The 20,406-nt window shown below is 65.2% G+C and carries 20 protein-coding genes; 10 read left to right on the forward strand and 10 right to left on the reverse strand.

The genetic code is table 11. The annotated features are described in order from the left end of the window. Positions 1-3: 3 nt before the first annotated feature. The 4 genes from CXY73_RS14475 to CXY73_RS14490 are packed head-to-tail and all read right to left on the reverse strand — an operon-like array spanning position 4 to position 4,476. A complete protein-coding gene (locus CXY73_RS14475; protein ID WP_104178108.1) occupies positions 4-1,050 on the reverse strand; it encodes an ABC transporter substrate-binding protein in 1,047 nt (348 codons plus the stop codon). Then, complete coding sequence (gene cysD / locus CXY73_RS14480) at positions 1,050-1,961, reverse strand: sulfate adenylyltransferase subunit CysD (protein ID WP_233198355.1); 912 nt, start codon at positions 1,959-1,961, stop codon at positions 1,050-1,052. Before cysD ends, CXY73_RS14475 begins: the two co-directional genes overlap by 1 nt. Beyond that, positions 1,958-2,746 carry a phosphoadenylyl-sulfate reductase gene (locus CXY73_RS14485; protein WP_104178109.1) on the reverse strand — a complete coding sequence of 263 codons (789 nt, stop codon included), beginning with the start codon at positions 2,744-2,746 and terminating at the stop codon, positions 1,958-1,960. The genes cysD and CXY73_RS14485 overlap by 4 nt, the downstream gene beginning before the upstream one ends. Then, the gene (locus CXY73_RS14490) at positions 2,743-4,476 is read right to left on the reverse strand and encodes a nitrite/sulfite reductase (RefSeq protein WP_104178141.1); all 1,734 of its coding nucleotides are present in this window, start codon (positions 4,474-4,476) and stop codon (positions 2,743-2,745) included. The genes CXY73_RS14485 and CXY73_RS14490 overlap by 4 nt, the downstream gene beginning before the upstream one ends. A 284-nt stretch (positions 4,477-4,760) precedes the next feature. On the opposite strand from CXY73_RS14490, the gene ftsY reads away from it, so the two are divergent. Both ftsY and CXY73_RS14500 read left to right on the forward strand, forming a co-directional pair. Then, positions 4,761-5,636 (forward strand): signal recognition particle-docking protein FtsY, encoded by an 876-nt coding sequence (ftsY, locus tag CXY73_RS14495; RefSeq protein WP_104134927.1) that lies wholly within the window; start codon positions 4,761-4,763, stop codon positions 5,634-5,636. A 22-nt stretch (positions 5,637-5,658) separates the two neighbouring features. Beyond that, positions 5,659-6,162, forward strand: coding sequence for a DUF2004 domain-containing protein (locus tag CXY73_RS14500; RefSeq protein ID WP_104134926.1), 504 nt, complete (start codon positions 5,659-5,661; stop codon positions 6,160-6,162). A gap of 50 nt (positions 6,163-6,212) precedes the next feature. On the opposite strand, the gene CXY73_RS14505 is transcribed toward CXY73_RS14500, so the two are convergent. After that, the gene (locus CXY73_RS14505) at positions 6,213-7,772 is read right to left on the reverse strand and encodes an MFS transporter (RefSeq protein WP_369831248.1); all 1,560 of its coding nucleotides are present in this window, start codon (positions 7,770-7,772) and stop codon (positions 6,213-6,215) included. A 70-nt stretch (positions 7,773-7,842) separates the two neighbouring features. Here CXY73_RS14505 and CXY73_RS14510 point away from each other — a divergent pair, with 70 nt between their 5' ends. The 3 genes from CXY73_RS14510 (at position 7,843) to CXY73_RS14520 (ending at position 11,055) form a co-directional block, all read left to right on the forward strand. Then, positions 7,843-8,439: a TetR family transcriptional regulator gene (locus tag CXY73_RS14510; protein ID WP_104134924.1), complete on the forward strand. Its 597-nt coding sequence runs from the start codon at positions 7,843-7,845 to the stop codon at positions 8,437-8,439. 79 nt (positions 8,440-8,518) lie between these two features. Beyond that, on the forward strand, positions 8,519-10,108 hold the full coding sequence (gene ffh / locus CXY73_RS14515; protein ID WP_104178111.1) for a signal recognition particle protein: 1,590 nt from the start codon (positions 8,519-8,521) through the stop codon (positions 10,106-10,108). A 158-nt stretch (positions 10,109-10,266) separates the two neighbouring features. Then, positions 10,267-11,055 (forward strand): LLM class F420-dependent oxidoreductase, encoded by a 789-nt coding sequence (locus CXY73_RS14520; RefSeq protein ID WP_104134922.1) that lies wholly within the window; start codon positions 10,267-10,269, stop codon positions 11,053-11,055. A 58-nt stretch (positions 11,056-11,113) separates the two neighbouring features. On the opposite strand, the gene CXY73_RS21590 is transcribed toward CXY73_RS14520, so the two are convergent. Together CXY73_RS21590 and CXY73_RS14525 are read right to left on the reverse strand one after the other, a co-directional pair. After that, positions 11,114-11,287 carry a hypothetical protein gene (locus tag CXY73_RS21590; protein WP_158254131.1) on the reverse strand — a complete coding sequence of 58 codons (174 nt, stop codon included), beginning with the start codon at positions 11,285-11,287 and terminating at the stop codon, positions 11,114-11,116. Positions 11,288-11,383: 96 nt separating this feature from the next. Next, a complete protein-coding gene (locus tag CXY73_RS14525) occupies positions 11,384-12,520 on the reverse strand; it encodes a glutamate--cysteine ligase (RefSeq protein WP_104178112.1) in 1,137 nt (378 codons plus the stop codon). A 201-nt stretch (positions 12,521-12,721) separates the two neighbouring features. Between CXY73_RS14525 and rpsP the strand changes: the two genes are divergently transcribed. From rpsP to rimM, 3 genes are read left to right on the forward strand one after another with little or no spacing between them, the layout of a single operon-like run. After that, a complete protein-coding gene (gene rpsP / locus CXY73_RS14530) occupies positions 12,722-13,126 on the forward strand; it encodes a 30S ribosomal protein S16 (protein WP_104134920.1) in 405 nt (134 codons plus the stop codon). 3 nt (positions 13,127-13,129) lie between these two features. Next, positions 13,130-13,366 (forward strand): RNA-binding protein, encoded by a 237-nt coding sequence (locus tag CXY73_RS14535; RefSeq protein ID WP_092108900.1) that lies wholly within the window; start codon positions 13,130-13,132, stop codon positions 13,364-13,366. Positions 13,367-13,370: 4 nt separating this feature from the next. After that, positions 13,371-14,063 (forward strand): ribosome maturation factor RimM, encoded by a 693-nt coding sequence (rimM, locus tag CXY73_RS14540; protein WP_233198357.1) that lies wholly within the window; start codon positions 13,371-13,373, stop codon positions 14,061-14,063. Between the two features lie 88 nt (positions 14,064-14,151). On the opposite strand, the gene CXY73_RS14545 is transcribed toward rimM, so the two are convergent. From CXY73_RS14545 to nirB, 3 genes are read right to left on the reverse strand one after another with little or no spacing between them, the layout of a single operon-like run. Continuing rightward, a complete protein-coding gene (locus tag CXY73_RS14545; RefSeq protein WP_104178113.1) occupies positions 14,152-15,390 on the reverse strand; it encodes a uroporphyrinogen-III synthase in 1,239 nt (412 codons plus the stop codon). After that, the gene (gene cobA / locus CXY73_RS14550) at positions 15,390-16,199 is read right to left on the reverse strand and encodes a uroporphyrinogen-III C-methyltransferase (protein WP_233198358.1); all 810 of its coding nucleotides are present in this window, start codon (positions 16,197-16,199) and stop codon (positions 15,390-15,392) included. The genes CXY73_RS14545 and cobA overlap by 1 nt, the downstream gene beginning before the upstream one ends. A gap of 4 nt (positions 16,200-16,203) precedes the next feature. After that, a complete protein-coding gene (nirB, locus tag CXY73_RS14555) occupies positions 16,204-18,918 on the reverse strand; it encodes a nitrite reductase large subunit NirB (RefSeq protein ID WP_104178142.1) in 2,715 nt (904 codons plus the stop codon). 229 nt (positions 18,919-19,147) lie between these two features. Here nirB and nirD point away from each other — a divergent pair, with 229 nt between their 5' ends. Both nirD and CXY73_RS14565 read left to right on the forward strand, forming a co-directional pair. Continuing rightward, positions 19,148-19,552, forward strand: a complete 405-nt coding sequence (nirD, locus tag CXY73_RS14560; RefSeq protein WP_369831246.1) for a nitrite reductase small subunit NirD — start codon at positions 19,148-19,150, stop codon at positions 19,550-19,552. Continuing rightward, positions 19,549-20,403, forward strand: coding sequence for a sirohydrochlorin chelatase (locus CXY73_RS14565; protein WP_104178114.1), 855 nt, complete (start codon positions 19,549-19,551; stop codon positions 20,401-20,403). Before nirD ends, CXY73_RS14565 begins: the two co-directional genes overlap by 4 nt. Positions 20,404-20,406: the final 3 nt, after the last annotated feature.

Consider the following 20,406-nt stretch of genomic DNA (forward strand, 5'->3'; position numbering starts at 1 on the left):
TGATTACTCCGTTCCGAGTCCGGCGGCCGAAACAGGCGCGCCTCCCGCTGCGGCGAGAACGCCGTTGAGCTGGGTCAGGTCAAATAGGCCAGTGAGGTCGCCGTCTTTGGCGATGCCGGCGGCGACCGCTTTCTGCAGCGAGACCTCAAAAGTGCCGGCCAGGGGGTCATTGGTGAAGTGCAGGCCGCCCAAAGCGCGGTCGATGACCGCGTCGGCGAGGGGCTTGCCGGTGTCGGCGGTCAGCTTGTCGTTGATCACGGCGGCCGCCTCGTTCTGGTGCCCGTTCAGCCAGGCAACGGATGCCGTGTGTCCCTGCAGCAGCGCCCGCACCGTTTCCGGGTGGTCACGGTTGAAATCGGCGCCGACGAGCAGCACGGTCGTGGGAAATTCGCCATTCGGCCACAGGTCTGATTCTTCGACGAGCACGTGCGCATCCGCTTCGAGCACCAGACGAGATACCCACGGTTCGGGCAGCCACGCGCCGTCGATCTGCCCGCTTTGCAGCAGGGTGAGCGCGCGGGCGTTGTCGGTCGGGGTGACCGTCACGTCGCCGCCACCGGTCGTTCTGGTCTCGTAACCCTCATCCTCGAGCCAGGACCGCAGGGCGACATCCTGGGTGTTACCCAGCTGCGGCGAGGCGAGAGTCGTGCCGCCGAGATCGGCGGGGGAGTCGATGCCGTCGCGCACGACCAGGGCGGCACCGCCGATGGTGGCACCGGCCACAATCACCGCGCTCTGCCCGGCGCTCTGCACAAAGGTGTTCATGGCCGGGCTCGGACCGACATAAGCGGCATCGATCGCACCGGCGCTGAGCGCTTCGATCGCGGCCGGACCGGCCCCAAAAGCCTGGGCAGTCAGGGTCGTCTCGCCGAGGGCGTCGGCGAAGAAACCCTGCTCGATGCCGACCAGAGCCGGGGCATGGGTGAGGTTGTCGAAGTAGCCGAGGCGCAGTTCCAGGGCTGGCCCGGTGGCGGAGGCCGCGCTGGAGCATCCGCTCAGCAGCAGTGTCGCGGCCAAGGCGACGCCGACCGCAGCGAGGGGCGCGCGCATCAGAAGTAGCCTTCTTTCTTGCGATCTTCCATAGCGGCCTCAGAGATGCGGTCGTCGGCGCGGGTGGCGCCGCGCTCGGTGATAGTGGAAACGCCGACTTCGCGCACAACGTCGGCAACGGATGCCGCGGTCGAGTCGACCGCGCCGGTGCAGCTCATATCGCCCACCGTGCGGTAGCGCACTGTGCGTGTTTCGACGGTTTCGTCGGCGCGGGGCAGGCTGACCGAGCTGACCGTGCGCCACATGTTGTCGCGGCGGTACACCTCACGCTGGTGGGCGTAGTACAGCGTGGGCAGCTCGATGTTTTCGCGTTCGATGTAACGCCAGACGTTGAGTTCGGTCCAGTTGCTGATCGGGAAGGCGCGCACGTGCTGGCCGACGGTGTGGCGGCCGTTGTAGAGGTTCCACAGTTCGGGGCGCTGGTTGCGCGGGTCCCACTGGCCGAATTCATCGCGCAGCGAGAGAATGCGCTCCTTGGCGCGGGCCTTGTCCTCGTCGCGGCGGGCGCCGCCGAAGACAGCATCGTGCCGGCCTGCCGCGATCGCGTCGAGCAGCGGCAGGGTCTGCAGTGGGTTGCGGGTACCGTCAGCGCGTTCAGCGAGACGGCCGTCGGCCACGTAATCTTCGACCTTGGCGACGGTGAGGCGCACACCGTGCGCGGCGACGGTTCTGTCGCGAAACTCGAGTACCTCCGGAAAGTTGTGGCCGGTGTCGACGTGCAGCAGCGAGAACGGAATCTTGCCCGGCCAGAACGCCTTCGCGGCGAGGTGCAGCACGACGACGGAGTCCTTGCCGCCACTGAACATCAGCACGGGGCGTTCGAACTCGGCGACGACCTCACGAATGATGTGGATTGCTTCGCTCTCGAGCACGTCGAGTTCGGAGAGGCGGTGTGCAGGCGTGGCAGTCATAGGTGGAGCCCGCATTCTGTCTTCTCGAGGGTGGCCCAGCGGCCGGAACGGGGATCAGCGCCCGCCGCAACGGGCTGGGTGCAGGGGGCACAGCCGATGGAGGGGTAGCCCTGGGAAAGCAACACGTTCACCGGAACATGGTGTTCGACGGCATAGTCCATCAGTTCGTTGTAGCTCCAGGCGGCGACCGGGTTCACCTTGACCAGGCCGTTGCGTTCGTCCCAGGTCACCAGCGGCGTGTTGGCGCGGGTGGGTGCTTCGTCGCGGCGCACGCCGGTGAACCACAGTTCATAACCGCCAAGGGAACGCTGCAACGGCTCGACCTTGCGCATCGCGCAGCAGGCGGTGGCATCGCGATTGAACAGCTCGGCGCCGTGCAGGGTGTCTTGTTCCGGCACAGTGCTGAGTGGCAGCACGTCCACGACCGTCACCGGCAGGGCGGCGGCTACCGCGTCGCGGGTCTCATAGGTTTCAGCGAAGTGGTAGCCGGTATCGAGAAAGAGCACGTCGACGCCGGGTAGCTGCTGCGAAACGATCTCGGGCAGCACCGCGTCGGCCATGGAGCAGGCGACAGCGACACTGGCGGCACCGAAGTTGCGGGCGACCCACGCGACGACCTCCGCGGCGGTGGCCTCACGGCCGTTGGCCGCTGCCGCCAGTTCGGCTGAGCCTTGCTCGGCGAGGGCGCGCAGCTCGGCAGCAGGCCGGCGCGGCGGCAGATCAGGTGCAGCGGATGCCCCGGCACCGCTTTCAAGAGTGCGCGCGTTCAGATTGATGGCGCTCATTTGAGGTCCTCCTCGTCGGCGCGGTGCGCCCACTGGGCAAAGGTTTCATCGTTAGTGCGGGCCGCCAGAAAGCGTCGCACGAGGCTCTCGACATAGTTGGCGAGGTTGTCGGCGGTGACCTTGAGGCCGCGCACAGTGCGGCCGAGGCCCGCTTCGTCGCGATCGGGCGAGGTGAGGCCGCCGCCGAGGTGTACCTGGAAGCCGGGGGTGGAGCCACCGTTGCCGTCGGGCAGCAGCTGGCCCTTGAGCCCGATGTCCGCGGTCTGGATACGGGCGCAGGAGTTGGGGCATCCGTTCACGTGCAGGGTGATCGGGTGCGGGGCATCAATGTCGGCGAGGCGTTTTTCGAGCTCGAGGATGGCATCCGTTGCCGTCTGCTTCGTTTCGACGATGGCGAGCTTGCAGAATTCAATGCCGGTGCACGCCACGGTGGAACGGCGGAACAAGCTCGGCCGGGCCGCTAGCCCGAGCTCGTCGAGGGCCGCGATGAGTGGTTCCACGTGCTCCTCGGCCACGTCGAGCACCACGATCTTCTGGTGCGGGGTCGTTCGCAGTCGCCTCGAGCCGTGGGCTTCGAGCAGGTCGGCGAGGCGGATGAGAGTCTGGCCGGAGATACGGCCGACGAACGGGGCCACGCCGATGTAGAAGCGACCGTCCTTCTGTCTGTGCACGCCGATGTGGTCGCCCTGCGTCTTCGGGCGTGGTGCAGCGGGGCCGTCGGGCAGGGTGTAGCCGAGGTATTCGTCTTCGAGAATGCGACGGAACTTCTCGGTGCCCCATTCGGCGAGCAGAAATTTAAGGCGTGCCTTGCCGCGCAGGCGGCGGTAGCCGTAGTCCCGAAAGATGGAGGCGACGCCGCGCCAGACCTCGGACACCCGGTCTGCTGCGACGAAGGCTCCGAGGCGTTCGGCTAGGCGGGGGGTGGTGCTCAGGGCGCCACCGACCCACAGGTCGTAACCGATGCCCAACTCGGGATGCTCGACGGCGACGAGGCCGATGTCATTGATCTCGTGCACGACGTCCTGGCTGGGGTGGCCGGTGATGGCGGTCTTGAATTTGCGCGGCAGGTTGGCGAATTCGTCGGTGCCGAGATACTTGCGTGCGATCTCCTGGATAGCCTCGGTCGGGTCGATCAATTCGTCGGCGGCAATGCCGGCTACGGGGGAGCCGAGGAACACGCGCGGCACGTCGCCGCAGGCCTGGGTGGTTTCAAGGCCGACCGCTTCGAGGCGGCGCCAGATTTCGGGCATGTCCTCGATCTGGATCCAGTGCAGCTGTACGTTCTGCCGATCGGTGATGTCGGCGGTGTCACGACCGAAGTCACGGGAGACCTCACCGATCACGCGGGCTTGTTCGGTAGTGAGCTGGCCGCCGTCGATGCGCACGCGCAGCATGAAGTAGCGGTCTTCAAGCTCTTCCGGCTCGAGGGTTGCGGTCTTGCCGCCGTCGATGCCGGGCTTGCGCTGGGTATACAGGCCCCACCAGCGAAAACGTCCGTGCAGGTCGGTGCCGTCAATGGAGTCGAAGCCCTGCTTGGAATAGATCTGCTCGATGCGGCCACGCACTGCGAGGCCGTTGTCGACCTGCTTCCACACCTCGTTGCCGTTGAGCGGTTCGGTTCCGTCAATCTTCCACTGACCGTTGGGACGGGTAGAAGGACGCGGTGGGCGGACCGCTGGCAGCTTGATCGTTGCCGGCGCGGTCTCGGCCCCGGTTGTAACGGTCTGCACCGTCTCGGTTTCGTTCGGCACATCGGCTCCCTCGGTTTGCGGCGCCGCCCCGAAATCAGCAGGGACAACGACGTTTACGCTACTGCGCTGCGCGCGCAATATTGCGGGGAGGGGTCACGCACGGTCACACACTGTCACGCGGCGTCACACAGGTTGCGGGTGCTCGGCGCAAGCACCGGCCGGCGCAGGCCTGCGCAAGGTGCCGCCGGCATCCGCTTGCCTGGCACAGCACACGCTCGCTTCTCATCGCGCGCAAGGCCGTGCCACCCCCTTAGGCTAGGGACATGGCTGAACGCACTCCCTGGTCCCTCTCCGGCGCACTGCGCGGAATGTTCACGAAGAAGACCATCGACGCGCAGACCTGGGACGACCTCGAGGACGCCCTGCTGCAGGCCGATTTCGGCCCGAACGTCACCGAGTCGGTCATCGCAGACCTGCGCGCCAAGGTCGCCAAATACAACACGACCGACCCGGCCGATTTACAGCGGATGCTGCGCGAAGGTATCGAAGAGCGCCTCGCCGTTCTCGACTCCACCCTGACTCTCTCCGAACGGCCGGCAGTTGTGCTCGTTGTCGGCGTCAATGGCGTCGGCAAGACCACGACGATCGGTAAGTTCGCGAAGTTTTTGCACACCTACGGCCGGAGCGTCGTGATCGGTGCGGCCGACACTTTTCGGGCCGGGGCCGTCGAACAGTTGGCAACCTGGGCCGAACGAGCCGGGGCGCAGATCGTGAAGCCGCAGATGACCGGCCAGGATCCGGCATCCGTCGCCTTTCAGACCGTCGAGAAGGCGAAGAACGAGGGCATCGAGATTGTGCTCATCGACACCGCCGGGCGGCTGCAGACCAAGGGCGGGCTGATGGACGAACTCACCAAGATTCGCCGGGTCGTCGAAAAGCAGGGACCGATCGCCGAGGTGCTGCTCGTACTCGATGCGACGACCGGCCAGAACGGGCTTGCCCAGGCTGAAGCCTTCATCGAGCATGCCGGTGTGACCGGCCTCGTGCTGACCAAACTCGACGGCTCAGCACGCGGCGGTTTCGTGCTCGCCGTGCAGGAAAAAACCGGCATTCCGATCAAGCTGGTCGGCCAGGGCGAGGGTATCAATGACCTCACCGGTTTCACCCCGCACGTGTTCGCGCAAAAACTCGTCGGCTGATGACAAATTTTAGAGGAGCACTATGAGCATCGAACACGATTTCTTCGGAATTCTCGGCGACGAAGACGAAGGAGAGGTCTACTGGTCGGAATCCGTCGAACTCGGCGACCAGAGCGTCGAGATCGACCTGAGCTCGCCCGACGAAGATTCGGTGACCGCCGAGGCCCTTGATATCGCTGCGGCCATGATCGGGTCGATGGAAGACCTGGATTCTCAGGTGCGTGAGTCCCTCGTCGCCGACCTGTCGGCCGAGGTCTCGGTGACCATCCAATACATCGCGGAGCAGCTCGAGGAGATGGACCAGGAGGCGATCGAGAATGCCATCATCTGGGATTCCGGCGACCAGCAGATCGACTTTCTGCGTTCGTTGCGCTTGCAGCGCATCGGTTTTCACCCGCATCACAACGGCAGCGAAGCGCACTTCGCGGTGCTCGAATACGCCATCAGCCCCGACGACACCGACGGCCTGCTCGTCGTCACGATCGACGTGCACGGCGACACCGTTCTGGTAGCCCTGGACAGGTAATTCGACCGGGCATGGGCCCGGTTTCCTCGGTTGGGCCCGGAGTGCGCAGGCTACCCGAGGTGCGCCGCTGCGCTCGAGCCAAGCAGGTCTTCCTTACGCAGGCGCACCAGGAAGAAGGCGATGGGCGCCGCCGCGAACATAATGATCGCCGCCCACAGGAAGGCGGACTGGTATCCGCTCACGAGAGCACCGAACTGCACGGCCTGCGAGGGCACCTTGCCGATCAGGTATGAGCTCACCGCAGCGGTGTAGAGCGCGGTGAACAGGGCAGTTCCAAGCGATCCGCCGATCTGCTGCATCGCCGTCACCGCCGCGCTCGCCGCCCCGGCATCGTGTTCTGCGATTCCCGAGAGCGCCACGTTTTGCAGGGGCACGAAGATCATCGAGAGCCCAATGCCGAGCAGAATCAGTCCGGGCAATACCTCGAGTACATAATTACCGCCCACCGTGATCTGAGTCATCCAGAGCAGCCCGACCGCGCCGACAATCGGTCCGACGATCATCGGAAGGCGCACGCCGGTGCTGGCCAGAAACTTCGACAGCATGCCAGCCCCGATCATGATCGTCACGGTCATTGGCAGCGAAGCCAGACCGGACTGAATCGGGGTGTATCCGAGCACAATCTGAAAGTACAGGGTGAGAAACAGCAGCCCGCCGAGCAATGCGGCCCCCGAAAGCAACGCCGTGAGAAAGGCTCCACCGCGCACCTTGTTGGCCATAATGCGCAGCGGCAGCAGCGGATGATTGGACCGGTTTTCCACAACTACGAACAGTGCCAGCAGCACCAGTCCGAACGGGAGGCAGACCAGCACGGGCCAGCTTCCCCAGCCATTCTCGGCTTGCGCAAAGCCGAAGACCAGGGATCCCAGACCGAGCGCCACGAGAATAGCCCCTGGCACGTCATATCGGGTGTTGCCGTGTGCTTTGCTCTCACGAACGACCGGGATCGCGGCCGCAATCGCGACGATGGCGATCGGCACGTTCACGTAGAGGCACCAGCGCCAGCTCGCATACTCGGTGAGCACGCCGCCGAGAATGAGTCCGACGGCCGCGCCGCCTCCGGCGATCGCGCCATAGACGGCGAAGGCCTTGATCCGGTCTTTGCCGCCGGGAAAGTTCACCGTGAGCAAGGCGAGGGATGCCGGGGCGAGGAGTGCTGCGAACAGTCCCTGCAAGCCGCGGGCGGCGAGCAACTCCCAGGTGCTCTGGGCGGCGCCGCCGAGGGCTGAGGCGATGGCGAACCCGGCCATCCCCACGATGAAGGAACGCTTGCGGCCCCAGAAATCGGCGATGCGTCCGCCGAGCAGCAGCAGTGCTCCGAACACGAGCGAGTAGAGGGTGACGACCCAGGTGCGGTCGCCATCGCTCATGCCGAGCGCGAGCTGTGCCTGGGGGAGTGCGATGTTCACGATGGTGCCGTCGAGCACGACGGTGAGCTGCGCAAGCGCGACGATGGCGAGCAGCCACCAGCGGCGCGGGTTGGGCGTGCCCGTCAGCGAAGCGGATGCCGCTGTCGCCGACGTGGGCGACGCGGTACTGGGTTCGGTCGTGTGTGCTGATTCGGGCGGAACGGTACCGGGCGTGACTGTGCTGCGGGGTGGGGTCGACAGGCCTGCAATCTTATCGGCAAAACCGAACGAACTAGTTCGTTTTATATGAATTTTTGGCTATAGTCGGGGTATGGCACGCGACGGAGCAGACCCCCAGACCCGCATTCTCGAGGCGGCACGCACGGAATTTGCCGCTTTCGGCCTGGCCGGGGCGCGCATCGACCGGATCGCCCGGAGTGCTTCGGCGAGCAAAGAGCGGCTCTACGCCTACTACTCCGACAAGCAGCAGCTCTTTCTCGACGTGCTGGAACTTAACCTGCGCGAGTTCGCGAGCGACGCCGTGCTCACCGACAACGACGTGCCCGCCTTTGCCGGAGCCCTGTTCGATCACGGTATTCGGCACCACGACCACCTGCGCATGATCGACTGGGCCCGCCTCGAAACCGATGGCTCCTGGCTGCCGGCCCTCGAAGTCATGCTCGGCTATCGGGACGAACAGGTGCGGCGCATCCGCTTGGCGCAGACTGCCGGTCGGGTCGATGCTTGCTGGCAACCGGCTCAGCTCATGACACTCATTTTTGGCATTGCCTCGGCCTGGGTACACGAGCCCGGGGCAGTGCTCACGCACGGCGGCGTTCCGGACGTGGCGGCAATCGCTGCTCGTCGAGCGAACGTCGTTTGTGCGGTCGAGCGGCTGATCGCACCGAGCGTGGCGGCGCAGAACTAACGCTTGCCCGAATTCGACACAACCGCGCCTCAGCATCCGTTTCGAAGTAGCAGCGGCCACCGGTTAAACTAAACGCATCATGGCAACTTTTGGAAACCTCTCAGATCGTCTTGCCGAGACGTTCAAAAAACTCCGCACCAAAGGCAAGCTCAGCGCAGCGGATGTCGATGGCACCGTTCGTGAGATTCGTCGTGCCTTGCTCGACGCCGACGTCGCTCTTGAGGTCGTCAAGGATTTCACCGGCAAGGTGCGTCAGCGCGCCCTCGGCGACGAGGTCAGTAAGGCGCTGAACCCGGCGCAGCAGGTCGTGCAGATCGTCAATGACGAGCTCATCACGATTCTCGGCGGCGAGCAGCGCAGGCTGGAATTCGCCAAGAAGCCGCCGACCATCATCATGCTCGCGGGCCTGCAGGGTGCCGGTAAGACCACCCTCGCCGGCAAGCTCGCCAAGTGGCTCGCCAAAGACGGCCACACCCCGCTGCTTGTTGCCGCCGACCTACAGCGCCCCAACGCCGTCACCCAGCTCGAGGTGGTTGCCAAACAGGCCGGTGTCGCCGTCTATGCGCCCGAACCCGGCAACGGAGTTGGCGACCCGGTCAAGGTCGCCCGCGACGGCGTGAAGTATGCCCTGCAGAAGGTGCACGACGTCGTCATCGTCGACACCGCCGGACGCCTCGGCGTCGATGCGGAGCTCATGAAGCAGGCCGCCAACATTCGTAAGGCGATCGACCCCGACGAGGTGCTCTTCGTTATCGACGCCATGATCGGCCAGGACGCCGTCGCCACGGCCAAGGCCTTTCAGGACGGCGTCGACTTCACCGGCGTCGTGCTGACCAAGCTCGACGGCGATGCCCGCGGTGGCGCCGCCCTCTCGGTCGCTTCGCTGACGGGACGCCCGATCATGTTCGCCTCCACTGGTGAGGGGCTCGACGACTTCGAGCCCTTCCACCCCGACCGCATGGCCGGCCGCATCCTTGACCTCGGTGACATCCTCACCCTGATCGAGCAGGCGCAGGGTGCGTTCGACGAAGACGAGGCCCGCAAGGTCGCCGAGAAGTTCGCGACCGACTCCTTCACGCTCGACGACTTCCTCGGCCAGATGCAGCAGCTGCGCAACATGGGTTCGATCAAGAAGATGATGAGTATGCTGCCCGGCGCCGGCGCCATGAAGGCACAGCTGGAGAACTTCGACGAGCGCGAGATCGTGCGCACCGAGGCCATCATCCAGTCGATGACCAAACTTGAGCGCACCACCCCGAAACTGCTCAACGGATCGCGCCGCATGCGCATCGCCAAGGGTTCGGGCATGACCGTCACCGAGGTGAACCAGCTCGTGCAGCGCTTCGAACAGGCCGCCAAGATGATGAAGACCGTCGCCAAGGGCGGCGTGCCAAACATCCCAGGCATGGGTCCGATTCCCGGTGCCGGCTACGGCGGCAAGCCCAAGCAGGTGGCCAAGAAGAAGGGCTCCAAGTCGGGTAATCCAGCCAAGCGTGCCGCCGAGAACGCCGCGATTGCCTCGGGCGTCAAGCCCGCCGGTGAGTCTGTGAAAGCGGATGCCGCCGGCTCCGGTTTCGGCCTCGGCTCCGGCGCCCAGCCTGGCAAAGGCAAGGCCGGCGGCCCCACCGAAGAAGAAATGGCCGCGCTGCAGAAAATGCTCGGGCGGTAGCATCCGCTCGGTGAACAGTGTGCGGTAGGCCGGGGAAGCCCCGGGCCCGGTCGCACAAAGAGGGAGCAGAGCGGCGCGACGTCGAAACCGGCCGGCTGGGAACCCCCGCTGAATTTTGGCGTTGGGGTCCCAACCGGGTGTAGTCCTAGGCTGGTCGCATGACTTCGACGACGGACCACAACGTGCGCATCGGCGTTCAGATCGCTCCGCAGCACGCCGAGTACTCCAAAATTCGTGGTACCCTCACCGAGGTCGAGGCCCGAGGCTTCGACATCGCCTTCAACTGGGACCACTTCTTTCCGCTGAGCGGTGAGCTCGACGGCCTGCACTTCGAGTCGTGGACCATCCTCGCCGCCTGGGCCGAGCAGACGACGACGATCGAATTCGGTGCCCTGGTCAACTGCAACAGCTACCGCAACGCCGACCTGCAGGCCGACATGGCGCGCACGATCGACCACATCAGCGGTGGACGCTTCATCTTCGGCACCGGCGCCGGCTGGTTCGAGCGGGACTACCAGGAGTACGGCTACGAGTTCGGCACTCCCGGTACCCGCCTGAATGCGCTCGATGCCAGCCTCAACCGCATTGAAGCTCGCTGGGCCAGGCTCAACCCGCCGCCCACCCGCGACATTCCCGTGCTCATCGGTGGCAGCGGCGAAAAGAAGACCCTGCGCATCGTCGCCCAGCACGCCAACATCTGGCACTCGTTTTCCAACCCCGAGGTGCTCGAGCACAAGCTCGGCGTGCTCAGCGCCTGGTGTGACGAGGTCGGCCGCGATATGACCGAGATCGAGATCTCCACCGAACTGCGCGGACGCACGGTGGATGACGCGGACGCGCTCTACGACCTAGGCACCCGCCTCTTCACCGTCGGAATCTCCGGCCCCGACTACGACCTCGGCAAGGCCGCCGACTGGCTCACCTGGCGTGACAGCAAGAACGCCTGACCTGCATTTGAGCAGATACCCTGCCTGCGGCTCGTCTGGCCGGTTCCATGAGATCGCGCTATTTCTCGTCCCCGACCGCCGTCGCCGCTTCGGACAAGCAGATCGTGATGGTCTGCACCCGGGCAGCGAGCAACGTGCTGATCGATTCTTCCAGCCGGAGGTCGGTCGCGGTGACTGCGCGGTTTCGGCACGCGTCCGAGCAGGACTTCACCAACTCCAGTCGCGCGCTCACTTCGCGCGCGACTGGAGTTGTCGACCGCACGATGAGCAGGTCTTCTCCGCACTCGGACCGCCGGGGCCAGGAACGGCTCGTTAACGCTGTGCCATGCTAATTTCCGAGCCCCTCGGCCAGCTCGTGGCTGAGCGCCGCAACCACCGTCGGCAGGCTGCCACCCTGAGCGGCGGCGACCGCGAGCTGGCGCTGATAGCTGCCGCCCTCGTCGATGATGCGGTGCAGTCCGAGTAGCTCGGGCAGGCAGCCGAGCCGCTCGGCGACGGGGGAAAGGGTCTCAATCAGGCGACGCACATCATCCGTTACCAGACACTCGGTGCCGAGAGCATCGAGGATGATCTCAGCGTCGAGCCCGTAGCGGGCGGCCCGCCATTTGTTTTCGCGCACGAACCACGACTGCATGCGCGGAACGACTTCGCCCGCGTCGAGGCGGGTGGACATCCACTCGACCAGGCACTGGATGAACGCGGCGATCGCGGCGAGCTCTACGGTGGTCGAGACGCCGTCGCAGACTCGAATCTCGATCGTGCCCCAGCGCGGCGAGGGGCGAATATCCCAGCGCACCTCGGTGACGTCCTCGATGATTCCCGTCACCGCCATGTCGTCGACGTAGCGCTCCCACGCCTCCCAGTCAGTTAGGTCCCAGGGTAGTCCGGCGGTCGGCAGCTGCTGGAACATGAGTGAGCGGTTGCTCGCATACCCGGTGTCGACGCCGGCCCAGAACGGGCTCGACGCGCTCAGCGCCTGCAGGTGCGGCACGTAGGTGAGTAGACCGTTCATGATCGGAATGACCTTGGCCTTGTCCTCGATGCCGACGTGCACGTGGATTCCCCAGATCATCATGTTGCGGCCCCACCACTGGGTGCGGTCGATGAGCTTGTGATATCGGGCTTTGTCGGTGATGGTCTGGTCGAACCATTGCGCAAACGGATGCGATCCGCTGCAGATCACGTCCACCTCGCGTCCCGAAAGTACCCGGCGCACCTCACCGAGCTGGCCGGCGACATCTGCCACCGCATTTCTGACGGTGTTGTGCACGCCCGAAACGAGCTCGACCGTGTTGAGCAGCAGCTCCCCGGTGATCGTCGGGTGGGCCGAGCCGTCGGTGCTGCGCAGGGCGTCGAGCACCTCGTCGGCGATATTGACCAGATCCCCGGTCTCGCGGTCGACGAGGGCGACCTCCCACTCGATGCCCACGGTGGAGCGGGCGGATCGGGCGAATTCCAGTGGCACGGGGGCTCCTTGGGTGGGCCGGTAAAAGTCGTCAAGGTTCGATTATCACAATGTAAGCAATCTCTGACAGAATGATTAGTCGCGATCCGTTGTGCCCGACCCTCTATCTCGGTGCAACGTGATCCTATAGAGCTTATGCCGAGTGTGCCCCCACGCTCACGGCCCAAGGTTCGCCAAACAACGAATTAACACTGGAGAATTGTGGCTGTCAAAATCCGTCTGAAGCGCATGGGCAAGATCCGTGCACCGTATTACCGCATTGTCGTTGCCGACGCGCGCACCAAGCGCGACGGTCGTGTCATCGAAGAAATCGGCATCTACCACCCCACGGAGGAGCCCTCGGTTATCGAGGTCAAGTCCGAGCGTGCGCAGTACTGGCTGAGCGTCGGCGCTCAGCCGACCGAGCAGGTTGCTGCACTCCTCAAGCTCACGGGCGACTGGGGCATCTTCAAGGGCGACAAGAACGCGAAGAGCACCGTCAAGGTGAAGGAACCGAAGGTCGCTTTCGTCGCTGACGAGAAGAAGAAGCCGGTTCTCAAGCCCAAGGCTGAGAAGCCGGTCACCAAGGCCCCCGAGGTTGCTGCCGAAGCAACCGAAGAGGCGTAACTGTTGCTTGCTCCCGCGCTCGAACACCTCGTCAAGGGGATCGTTGATCACCCAGACGACGTGCACGTTGCAGAAAAGAACTCTGCCAGAGGCGAGGTGCTCGAGGTTCGGGTGAACCCCGAGGATCTCGGCCGGGTCATTGGTCGTGCCGGTCGCACCGCCAAGGCTCTGCGCACCCTCGTTGCGGCTCTGGCCGACGGTCGACGCGTACGCGTCGACGTCGTCGACACCGATTTCTAGTGCAGTGAACGACGCGACGGTGTCCGACAGCGAGAAGGACCGCACCCAGCAATTGCGGGTGGGGCGCCTGACCAAGGCTCATGGCCTCAAGGGAGCAATCAAGCTTGAACTGTTCACGGATGACCCGGGACGACGTTTCGTCCCGGGCGCCGTGTTCACCCTGCAGGTTCCGACCGGTTCGGCCTGGCACGGCAAGACGATTGAACTCGTCGAGCTGCGCTGGTACAACCAGCACGCGGTCGGTTTTTTCAAGGATGTTGTCGACCGCAGCGCGGCAGAAACGCTCGCCAAGGCGATCCTTTGGATCGACGCGGACATCGCCGAGCAGTCGGAAGAAGAAGACGCCTGGTACGACCACCAGCTGGTCGGGCTCGCCGTCATGCGTGACGGTGTGCGCATCGGTACCATCGGTCGCCTCGAGCACATGCCCGCGCAAGATCTGCTGATCGTGAAGACGCCCACCGGCGACGTCATGATCCCGTTCGTCAAGGCCATCGTGCCGAGCGTCGACGTCAAGAACGGTGTGGTCACGATCACGCCGCCGCCCGGGCTGCTCGAAGAACTGCCCGAAGACGCGGCCGATCTGGACCCTGAAACGGATGCCGCGGCATCCGCTACAGAAACCGGTGCCGTTGAAACCGGCGCTGTTGAAACCGGTGCTGTTGAAACCGGCGCTGTCGAACCCGACCGCACCTAAGACTGATATCCGTGCCACTGCCGGTACGCACTCGTTTGCTCGATTCGTCGGCCGAATGGGAGCGCACCGGCACTTGTCTGCCGGGCGGCTACACGTTGAGCCGGTAACCGCGCTTGACCACGGTCGCGACCAGCCCGGGCACGCCGAGGGTCTGCCGCAGGCGGCTGAGCGACACCTCCATCGCGTGATCGTCGAAGTAGCCGGCCAACGCGAGGTCTTCGCGGGAGACGACCGCTCCGCGCGCCCGCACCAGAGCGCGCAGAATCGCGAGTGCCGCTGGGGGAAGCTGCACGCGTTCTTCGCCGATCTGCACGATCGAACCACGCAACTGCACGAGCCCGTTCTGGGTCTCGATGCGCTCGATCATGTTTTGTTCGAGGTGTTCGCAAACCAACCGGATCAGTGCGCCCATGCGAAACCGGGTCGGTTGAATCGGCGCAATACCCGCGGCGATCAGCGGCGCACTGGTCACCGGTCCGACGGCGGCCGCGCAAACCCGAGTCTGTAACGCTGCAATGAGCTCGGGGTAGACATCCATTCCCTCCGCCGCGGTGAACAGGGCATGCACGGCCGGTGCGCTCGTGAACGTGACGCAGTCCAGCTGGCGGGAGCAGATGGCTTCCACGAGCTTGTAGACGCGCTCATCGGTGTCATCCATGGCGATCCAGCGGTACGGAGCCACGACCAGCACGCGCTCGTGCACCGCGCGCAGGCGATCGAGTTGCACCTCGTCGGTGGCTCCGTGCACCTGGATGCCAATGGTGAGCCCCGGGGGATACTCGGCTAAAACCTTGTCAACGAGCGAGGCGGTGGTCTCCGAATCACTCATGCCGGAGTCGTCCAGCCCGGTGGCGCGAATGCCGCCGCGTGCCTTGGGTCCACGCACCAGAATCGTAGTGTCGGCCAGTGCGTCGGTCAGGCCGGAGCCGATGCCAACGGCCTCGGCCACTTCGAACCAGCGTCGCACGCCGTAACCGGTTGTCGCGAGCAGAATATCGGGTTGAGCGGCGATCAGAGTTCTGGTGTCAGTGAGCAGCGGACCGTCCTGCTCGGAGTGGGCAATCCGCAGCGTCGGTGCGTGCACGACCCGCGCGCCGCGTCGTTCGAAGGCGTCGATCAGATCGCTCGAGCGGCGATCACTTGTCACGCCGATGCGAAATCCCTCGAGCTGGTTCGGCTGCAGAAGCGGGGCAGTGACATCAATAAGCTCGGTCGCTTTCGGCAGGCGTACGTTGTGCGCGTGCAGGTTCGGTGCTGGCAGATGTGCGGTGGATGCCGCGGACTCGCCTCCCGAAACCGGCCCGACCACGTCGTTTGTCGCCACCATCAGTCGGCCACCGAAAATTCGGCGGCGCGGGCAATGAGGTCGTTCGCGGCGGCGTCACCGCTGAAGGCGAGGCGCACGACCTCGCCGACGACAAGCACGGCGGGGCTGCGCACGCTGGCTGCGGCCGCATCGGCCAGCACCGTGGCGAGCGTGCTCACGGTCGTGCGCTGGGTAGCACTGAAGCCGCGCTCAATAATCGCAACCGGCATGCCGGCGGGCATGCCGTGGCGCAGCAGGCCCTGGCTCAGGGTCGGCAGCGTGCCGACACCCATCAAAACGACGATGGTGCTGCCGAGCAGAGTGAGACCCTCGAGCTCGTTATCGGTGAGCGGCGCGTGGCCGCTGATCACGGTGAATGCGTGGCTGATACCGCGGTGGGTGAGCGGAATTCCCGCCGCGGCCGGCACCGCGATCGCACTGGTGACGCCGGAAATCACGGTCACCGGAATGCCGTTGCGATGGCAGGCCAGAACTTCTTCGCTGCCGCGCCCGAAGATGTAGGGGTCGCCTCCTTTGAGCCGCACTACGCGCTTGCCTGCCAGGGCATGTTCGACAATGAGTTCTTCGATACCGCTCTGCGAGACCGGATGGCTGCCGGCGCGCTTGCCGACGTCGATGAGGACCGCAAGGGGCGCGAGCAGGGCGAGTTCGTCGGTCGGGGCGAGGCGGTCGAACAACACGACATCCGCCTGAACAAGGGCAGCTACCGCTGCCACGGTCAGCAGCCCGGCGGCGCCGGGGCCGCCGCCCACGAGTGTGACTGATCCGCTGCTGACTGACCCAGCCGTTCGAAAATTCTGGGCTGTCATTTGCTTACTCATTTCGTACAGGAATGCGGCTTCCACTTAGGAGAACAGTACCCGACGAGGCTCGCTCGGCCGGGGTCGCCGGCCGGATTTGGTCACGCTCCGTAACGAGCGCGATGCTCGGGTCGGGTTCGGTCGGCGCGTTCACGAAGGAACGGAACCGGCGCAACCGCTCTGGATCGGCGAGTGTCGCAGCCCACTCGTCTTCATAGTTGTCGACGTGAGCGCGCAGGGCTTGTTCGAGTTCCTCTGCCAGGCCCAGCAAGTCATTGATGACGACGTCGCGCACATGCGCCAGGCCGCCCTCGAGGTCTTCCATCCAGCGGGCGGTGCGCTGCATGCGATCGGCCGTACGAATGTAGTACATCAGGTAGCGATCGATGTATTTGATCAGGGTTTCTTCGTCGAGGTCGGTCGCGAACAGCTGCCCGTGCACTGGCTGAAAACCACCGTTGCCGCCGATATACATGTTCCAGCCGTTGTCGCTTGCGATGATGCCGACATCCTTCGCCTTGGCCTCTGCACACTCCCGAGCGCAGCCCGAGACCCCGAACTTGAACTTGTGCGGCGCGCGCAGCCCGCGATAACGCAGTTCGAGACGGATCGCGAGGCCGACGGCATCCTGCACCCCGAACCGGCACCAGGTCGAGCCGACGCACGATTTCACGTTGCGCAGCGCCTTGCCGTATGCCTGCCCGGATTCGAATCCGGCGTCGACCAGGATGCGCCAGATGTCGGGCAGCTGCTCCAGCCGGGCGCCGAACAGGTCGATCCGCTGGCCGCCGGTGATCTTGGTATAGAGGTCGAAATCGAGCGCAACCTGCGCGATCACGGCGAGTTTGGTCGGGGTGATTTCGCCGCCGGGAATGCGAGGGACGACCGAATAGGTGCCGTTCTTTTGCATGTTGGCCATGGCGCGGTCGTTGGTGTCCTGCAGGCTACCGCGGCCGGAATCCAAAATGTAGGCGGTGTTCTGGCTGGCCAGAATCGAGCCGACGGCGGGCTTGCAGACATCGCAGCCGCGGCCGATGCCGAAGCGTGAAAAGATTTCATCGCTCGACGTGAGCCCGAGCACCCGCACCGATTCGAACAGTTCCTGGCGGCTGAGTTCGAAGTGTTCGCACAGCGAGTGCGACACCGTTTGACCGGATGCCGTCAGCTCGGCCTCGAGGATCTTTTTGACCAGTGGCACACACGACCCGCACTGGGTGCCGGCGCGCGTGCACCTCTTGAGCGCACCGAGTTCGGTGCAGGCGTCATGAGCATTTTCAGTTCCCGGGTCGTCGCCGCGCACAGCCTGCCGTACCGCGCCGGCCGAGACCATGTTGCAAGAGCAGACCAGCGCATCGTCGGGCAGTTCGGCGCAGGCCGGAGCCTCGGCTCCGGCTGCTGAGAGATACGCGGCGGGTTCACTGCTGAGCTCGCGGCCGACCATCGGGCGCAGGGCCGAGTAGGGCGTAGCATCACCGACGAAGATACCGCCGAGCAGGGTCTTGGCGTCGTCGGTCATCACAAGTTTTTGGTACAGGCCTCGGGCCGGGTCGGCATAGACGATTTCGAGCGAACCCGCTGTGGTGGCGAGGGCGTCGCCGAAACTTGCGACGTCGACGCCGGAGAGCTTGAGCTTGGTGGCATCGTCGACGGTTGTGAACTCGGCGCTGCCGCCGAGCAGCCGGTCGGCCACGGCCTCGGCCATGGCGTTGGCCGGGGCGACGAGGCCGACGCAGCGGTCATTCCAGCTTGCAACCTCGCCGATCGCCCAGATGTTTGCATCGCTCGTGCGGCAGTCGTTGCCGATCGTGACGCCGCCGCGGTCCCCGACGGAGAGTCCGGCGTTGCGGGCCAGCTCGTCGCGCGGGGAGATGCCGATCGCGTAAACGACCATATCGGCGGCGATTTCGCGACCAGTGCCGAGTTGCAGGCCGGTCACGGCGGTGTTGTCGTCGTTCGTGAGTATGGTGCGGGCCCGGGTGCCGAGGTGCAGTTCGATTCCTTGGGACACGATGATCCGGCCGAGCGCCTGTCCGCCGCCCTCGTCGAGTTGGGCCGACATCAGCCAGCCGCCCGAGTGCACGATGGCGGACTCGGCGCCGAGCTTGTGCAGTCCGCCGGCCGCTTCGAGGCCGAGCAGTCCGCCGCCGGCCACGACGACCTTGGGGGTGCGGCCGAGTGAGGCTGTGAGGGCGGCGAGTTCGTCGACGAGGGCGTCGACGTCATCGAGGGTGCGGTACACCCGAATGTGTTCGTGACCGGGCATCTCCGGTACGGGCGCGCTCGACCCGGTGGCGAGCACGAGGTCGTCATACTCGAGCACGGCTCCGGCCGAGGTCGTGACGGTCTGGTTGACCCGGTCGATGCGGGTGGCGCGTTCGTTGATGCGCAGCGCGATCCGTTCGCTGTCCCACGGGGTGCTGGGCTCCAAGGTGAGGTCGATCATTCCGGCGAGCCGCTGGCTCAGTGCTACCCGGTCATAGGGGCGGTGGTTTTCCTCGGCCAGCACGACGATCGACAGGGTGTGCTCGGTGTCGCGGGAGTGCAGAGCGTCGGTGAGCCGGTGCGCGGCCGGGCCGCCGCCGATCACGATGACCCGGCGCAGCGTCTCGGCAGCGGGAATGGCGGCATCCGCTTTGCTCGTCGATGTGACGGCGTGTGTCGCAGCCCCAGCGGTCGTTGTGGGGTCTGGGGCAGAATACGCGGAAGCGGTTTCATTCGAAGCTGGCATCAGCATCCTTTCGAAGCGGGGCATTTGTGAGCGTAGTTTGGGGCAGTTTCCCACTCGTGTCGCTCGTGTGTCCCGTGCTGGTCGAAAGCCCCACAGCGACGCAGCCTCGCTGTGAGGCGAGTTTCACGGCGAGGAAACATAGTGGGCGACTGGCCGAAATATGGCTCGCCTACCGTGGGACCAACGCACAAACGCGACACCGCCCGATAAAATCCCCTGGAAGCGCACGATGACGATGACGATGACAACGGCCGAGATTCGCCCTACTGCCGCGCTGACCCGCCCCACCCTGGTCTGGGAGCGCGCCTGCGCCGTGGCCGATCTGGAACCCTGCTGGGGTGAAGCGGCTCTCATCCGCAAGAACCAGATCGCCCTGTTTTTGCTCTCACCCACCGAGATCTATGCCGTCGACCACCGCGACCCACACACCGAGGCCCACGTCATGGCCCGCGGCATCGTCGGCTCCAGGGGCGACCGCCCCACCATCGCCTCACCGCTGCACAAAGAGGTGTACGACCTCGGCACCGGGAAATGCTTCACCAACCCGACGCTCGTGCTGAACACCTACGAAACCCGCGTCGTTGGCGGTTTCATCGAGGTCGCGGTCGAGACCGCATATCTCGAGGCGGCATGACCCTGCTCGGCGAACGACTCAGCACCGAGCAGGTGCGAACCACCTCGGCTCACACCCAGCAGACCCGCACCGACCCGTTGCGAGCCGATCGACTCCGCATCGATCAAGCGGATGCCGCGCAGAAGACGGCATTACCCGCCGCCCTCGTCGCCATCTCGCACGGCACGAGTTCTGCTGACGGGCAGGCCGCTATCACCGCCCTCGTCGATGCCGTCGCGCTTGCGCGCCCGGATCTGGGCGTGGCCGGCGGTTTCGTTGATGTGCAACAACCGGATGTCGCGGCCAGCCTCGGCGCGTTGCGTCCGAATCGTGCCGCAGTGGTGGTGCCCCTGTTGCTTTCCGCCGGCTATCACGTGCACGTCGATCTGCAACGCGAGACCTGCGTGCCCGGCCGCGTGACCACCGTCTCCCGGGCACTTGGCCCCGATGGTCGCCTCATCGATGTACTCGAGCACCGGCTGCATGCCGCCGGATTCACCGCCCTGCCCGGCCGCGAGGTCGTTCTCGCCGCTGCCGGTTCTAGCGACAAACGCGCGGTGGCGGACTGCCGCCGGATCGGCGAGATGCTGGCGCAGCGCCTCGGCGTGCGTGTCACGGTCGGTTTTCTGTCCGCGGCCACGCCTCGTCTGGCCTGCGCCGTCACGGAGGCCCGGCTGCGCAGCGGCAGCGTCACAGTGAGTACCTATTTGATGGCACCGGGATTCTTCTTCGATCTGACCCGCGCCCAGAGCGTCGGTGCCGAGTTGGTCACCGCTCCGCTTTTGGTTCCGGGCGCCCCGGTCCCCGCTCCGTTGGTCGATTTGGTCATCGACCGGTACCTCGAGGCGAAAGCGAACCTCGGACTCTTCTAGAAT

Source organism: Cryobacterium sp. Y50 (assembly GCF_002929805.1).
Lineage (GTDB): Bacteria > Actinomycetota > Actinomycetes > Actinomycetales > Microbacteriaceae > Cryobacterium.